We start from the raw sequence: 4597 nt of genomic DNA, 5'->3' as shown, positions 1-4597 counted from the left end.
TATTATATCTTTATCAAGTATTTTTTCTATATCATGTTTAATAAAATAATGCATTAAGAGATCATTATTAATAATTTTTTTCATAATTCCTCCATATATAAGACATATGTCCTATCAAAAACTATATAAATATGGTAACTTATCAATTGGGTAATGTAAAGTATAAAAGCCTAATTCAGACTTGTCCTAGTATTAGAAGTTTTATGCTATAATTATAAAAGTTTATTAACATTTGGAGGTTTATTATGAAGTACGAAGTTATAATATTTGATGCCGATGAAACTCTCTTTGACTTTAAAAAATCTGAAAGAGAAGCAATAAAAAATTCTATGAATGAATTTAATATAAATTATGATGAGAAATATCACTTAGATATATATTCAAAAATAAATAGTGAGATTTGGAAAGAATTTGAGAATGGACTTATAACTCAAGAGAAATTAAAGATTGAACGATTTAAAAGATTATCAAATAAGTTAAATATTAAATTTGATGAGACAAAATTTGCAATGTCATATATGAAACATCTTTCTAACGGATCGTTCTTATATGATGACAGCTTAAATCTCGTTGAAAATCTATCTAAAGATTATAAACTTATTATAATTACAAATGGTCTTAAAGACGTCCAACATAATAGAATAAGAAAATCAACTATATCCAAATATTTCGATGACATAGTCATATCAGAAGAAGTAAAAGTAGCAAAGCCAGATTCAAGAATATTTGAACTTGCTTTAAATAACATTAATTATACAAATAAGGACAAAGTATTAATAGTTGGAGATAGCTTAACCTCTGATATACAAGGTGGAATAAATTTTGGTATTGATACCTGTTGGTATAATCCTAATAAAATTATAAATCAGAGTAATATCCTTCCTAGTTATGAGATTTATAGTTTAATAGAACTTATAGATAAATTGGAAATCATGTAAAAATACAAATTAAAAAGCCACCTTATTTGGCGGCTTTTTAATTTATATTTCAAGTATATTTATATTATAGAAATATCAATTGCTTGAAGACCCCTTGGCCCCTTCTCTGTAGTGAATTGAACTTTCTGACCTTCTTCAAGAAATCTTATTGAACTATTCCCCTTAAGCGCTGATGAATGAACAAAAACATCCTTCTCACCTTCAACTTCAATAAATCCAAAACATTTTTCTGGGCTATACCACTTTACAATACCAGTTTTCATTAATTATCCTCCAAATATAAAACACTGTTATTTATGATGCACTAATTTTGCATCAACAATGCCATATAAAATAAGTATACCACACAACTCATAAAATATTCAGTTTGCTTTAATTATTTTTTTATTAATAGTCCTTGCCCATATATTTATTTACTATATAACATAAAAGAATAATAACATTCTATCATTTCCATAACTTTTCTTTATACAATCTCCAGTAATTATATTTTATAGACTAAAATAAAAAAGAGTTATAAAAAATCTTATAACTCTCAAAATACTCAAAACTATCTTCTGTTATTTTGTTGTTTTCTTGCTCTTCTACAAGCTGGGCATCTTACTGGTTCGTTATCGAATCCTTTTTCTTTGTAGAATTCTTGTTCTCCAACTGTGAATACGAATTCACTACTACAGTCTTTACATACTAAAGTTTTATCTTGCATATTAAATTCCTCCTTTTAAATTAAAGATTAAAATCGTTCAACATTATTCTCTAAAAGGAGAAATGTATATCACTATTAAAAACCTTTTTATTACAATATATATTATAACAAGTTTTATTTAAAATAGCAACATTTTATTTTATTAACATTTTTTTCATTGATATTGAACAGTATTTGTAAATTTATATATAACTTATTAACATTTTTAGGTTTCATCACTTATGTCTTCATATTTAGAAATTGTTTCAATCATTTCTTGTTCAACAAGATCCATATTAGTTTTTCCGATATATCCAAATTTACACTGATTAAATTTAATAAAATTCATCGCTTTATAAAAAGTTGAGTGATTCATATATTTAGTATAAAAAAATATATAATCGGAACTATTTAAAATATTTAAGTCAAAGTTTTCATTAAACCCATCTAATGTTCTTATCTCAGGATATTTAATTCTAAACTTCCGTCTCCATTCCTTATCTCCACCAATTACTATTATTTTGTTTGCTTGGATGAAATCTTCTAAGTTTTTACTTGAGTTAAGCTTCTCTTTATCATCTCTTAGATACTGTATATGGTTCCTCAAAGTTTTTTCATCATCTAACTTTTTTTCTAAATACTTAATTTTTTCTTCCATATCTTTCAATTCTAATTTATGCACATTATTTAACTTATTTATTTCATTATACAAACTTTTATCATATAATACTTTTTCTTTATTTAAATCATTAATCTTTAATTTTAACCTATTATTTTCATTTTCAATATATCTATATTTTGTTTCTAATGAAGTCAACTCATGGTCTCTAGCCTCTCCATTATTTTTAAAATACATAATTCTCACATTTTTATATTCGTTTATTAATGATTGCATGAAAATTCCACTTATTACTTTAGTAATTAGAATTTCTTTAGTTTCATTCTTTGAAGATCTAACATATGATAATATTATTTTATCTATATTAATAAATTCCGAATCAGAAAAAATATGATTAATATTTAGTTTATTTGTTATCAAGATGTCCTCCAAATAATTTCCTGAATCCCTTATAAATGCTTTCCCATGTCGTACAATATCTTTATAACTAAATATTTGACCATATTCTCTTTTTATTAATGTTTTAATTTCTTGTATTTCAGATTTATACTTTTCAAGTTCAATCTCAATATTTTGATTAATCATGCTACTAAATTCAAACTCTTCTATATCATTAAGAATTGAAATTATAAATCCCTGATCTACCATTTCATATGAAATATATGTAGCAAAATAGAAATATATTGCTGCATCAAATCTTGCTTCTATATTTCTAGTAGCTATATCCATTTTGATATACTTATTCTTTAGTTTTTCCTTATCTCGTCTCTTTACAGAACTGTATATAATTGGATAATACTTTCTGAGTATTTTTAATATTTTACTTCTTATTCCACTATCTGATTCAGCTACGAGTAAAACTCCTAATGCTCTTCTTGCATATATTTCTTGTTCAAGTGTCCCTTGTGTAATAATAATGTGATTAATACATGTTGAGTTTACTGCGATATTATAATACTTTAACTTATCATTCATGTATATTTTATCAATTTCTTTCTTCATTTCATTATTTCTAGCAACACAAAGACTAATGCTTGAGAAGATATAATTTTTTATTATATCTTCATAGACATTCAGTTTTTCTGAAATTATTTTTGATAATGCTCCAATATTCATTTTCAAATTACTTCTGTCTTCTGTGTTTTCCATCGCTGTATCCCCCCTTTTTTTTGCATGATCAATCAATTAATCACTTATTAAGACATACTCTAATTCTAAATTCTAATTATATTTTTAGTAAAATCAATCTTATATACTGGACTTATTGATAATCATTATATAATCATTTTGTCCGGCTTTTGTACAATTAAATTTCAAATTTAATTTCTTTAGTTCTTCTTCTAACCAATTTGGAATATGACTACAAGTCACTATTAATTCATTAAATTCCTCATTATTTAAAAAAGGTTTTAATACTTGTTTTGACGTTACTCCAACATTATAATCTTGCAATTCCTTGAGATTTAAAATGTAATGACCCTTTTCATTAAGTTTTATTGGATTAATTGCATGTTTCTTTTTATCATCGTTAAATGTCTCAATAAGTTTTATTTCTTGTGCTTCCTCATATTCTTTTTCTAATATGTACTCAAGAAAATTACTAGGATTACCATCCATTTTCCACACACTAACTCCCATACTATCAAGGATTTTATATGCTTCCTCCGGAAATTCCTTTGCAACAAAAATCTTGCAACTTCCAAAAGTTTCAATGATGCTAACAGCATCTAAGGAGATATCTTCTTTTTCTTCTTTTCTATAAAATCTGAATGGAACCTCTCGTACTACACTCCACTGATTTCCATCTTTTGAATACACTCTAATTATCCCAATTTCATTTAGATTGGCAACTTCTCCTAAATTATTTACATATACCGTTATTTCTCTAATCATAGACACCTCCTATAATAGACCTTCTATTTTCTACAAAACTGCAAAATTAATAATCCTTATTATTATGAATTAAATTAAAAAAGCCTAATTCGTATACCCTTAGGTATAAAAATTAGACTTCATAGCCTTTATTAAAAAATTAGTTTTCTATATTACTGATATTATAATTATAATTTGTAACCTCTAAATTTTCAATATTTTTATTCTTATATAATTAATTTATTGTAATCTTTAATTATACTAATTTAATATCCTTCTTAATTATATGAAAAAAAGATAGTCATTACAACTATCTTTTAAGTTACCTCGCAACGTCCTACTCTGCCACACAGTCGCCCGTGCAGTACCATCGGCGCTATAGACCTTAACTTTCCTGTTCGGAATGGGAAGGAGTGTTACCTCTATGCCATCATCACGAGATGCTAGTTCATTCCAAATCTCTGATTTGGTCTAATGAACTGT

General features: G+C 25.5%; 5 protein-coding genes and 1 rRNA gene. 1 reads left to right on the top strand and 5 read right to left on the bottom strand.

The features are described 5' to 3' along the window. Window positions 1–245 precede the first annotated feature (245 nt). Complete coding sequence (locus CLCHR_RS23815; protein WP_079442425.1) at window positions 246–938, top strand: YjjG family noncanonical pyrimidine nucleotidase; 693 nt, start codon at window positions 246–248, stop codon at window positions 936–938. Window positions 939–997: 59 nt separating this feature from the next. On the opposite strand, the gene CLCHR_RS23810 is transcribed toward CLCHR_RS23815, so the two are convergent. The 5 genes from CLCHR_RS23810 to rrf all read right to left on the bottom strand — a co-directional run bounded on the left by CLCHR_RS23810 (window position 998) and on the right by rrf (window position 4555). Next, window positions 998–1201: a cold-shock protein gene (locus CLCHR_RS23810; RefSeq protein WP_079442424.1), complete on the bottom strand. Its 204-nt coding sequence runs from the start codon at window positions 1199–1201 to the stop codon at window positions 998–1000. Between the two features lie 287 nt (window positions 1202–1488). Next, window positions 1489–1644 (bottom strand): zinc-ribbon domain-containing protein, encoded by a 156-nt coding sequence (locus tag CLCHR_RS23805; protein WP_079442423.1) that lies wholly within the window; start codon window positions 1642–1644, stop codon window positions 1489–1491. A 205-nt stretch (window positions 1645–1849) separates the two neighbouring features. Further along, entirely contained in the window at window positions 1850–3391 is a 1542-nt protein-coding gene (locus CLCHR_RS23800; protein ID WP_079442422.1) for a hypothetical protein, read from the bottom strand. A 99-nt stretch (window positions 3392–3490) separates the two neighbouring features. Further along, window positions 3491–4135 carry a Fe-only nitrogenase accessory protein AnfO gene (anfO, locus tag CLCHR_RS23795; protein WP_079442421.1) on the bottom strand — a complete coding sequence of 215 codons (645 nt, stop codon included), beginning with the start codon at window positions 4133–4135 and terminating at the stop codon, window positions 3491–3493. 303 nt (window positions 4136–4438) lie between these two features. Next, window positions 4439–4555 (bottom strand): 5S ribosomal RNA (rrf, locus tag CLCHR_RS23790). Window positions 4556–4597: the final 42 nt, after the last annotated feature.

Origin of the sequence: Clostridium chromiireducens (assembly GCF_002029255.1) — a bacterium.
Lineage (GTDB): Bacteria > Bacillota > Clostridia > Clostridiales > Clostridiaceae > Clostridium > Clostridium chromiireducens.
This window is presented reverse-complemented; position numbering and strand designations above follow the sequence as displayed.

Bases quoted from the DNA above. Each gene is read 5' to 3' on its own strand.
- CLCHR_RS23815 (WP_079442425.1), top strand. From the start codon at position 246: ATGAAGTACGAAGTTATAATATTTGATGCCGATGAAACTCTCTTTGAC.
- CLCHR_RS23810 (WP_079442424.1), bottom strand. From the start codon at position 1,201: ATGAAAACTGGTATTGTAAAGTGGTATAGCCCAGAAAAATGTTTTGGA.
- CLCHR_RS23805 (WP_079442423.1), bottom strand. From the start codon at position 1,644: ATGCAAGATAAAACTTTAGTATGTAAAGACTGTAGTAGTGAATTCGTA.
- CLCHR_RS23800 (WP_079442422.1), bottom strand. From the start codon at position 3,391: ATGGAAAACACAGAAGACAGAAGTAATTTGAAAATGAATATTGGAGCA.
- anfO (WP_079442421.1), bottom strand. From the start codon at position 4,135: ATGATTAGAGAAATAACGGTATATGTAAATAATTTAGGAGAAGTTGCC.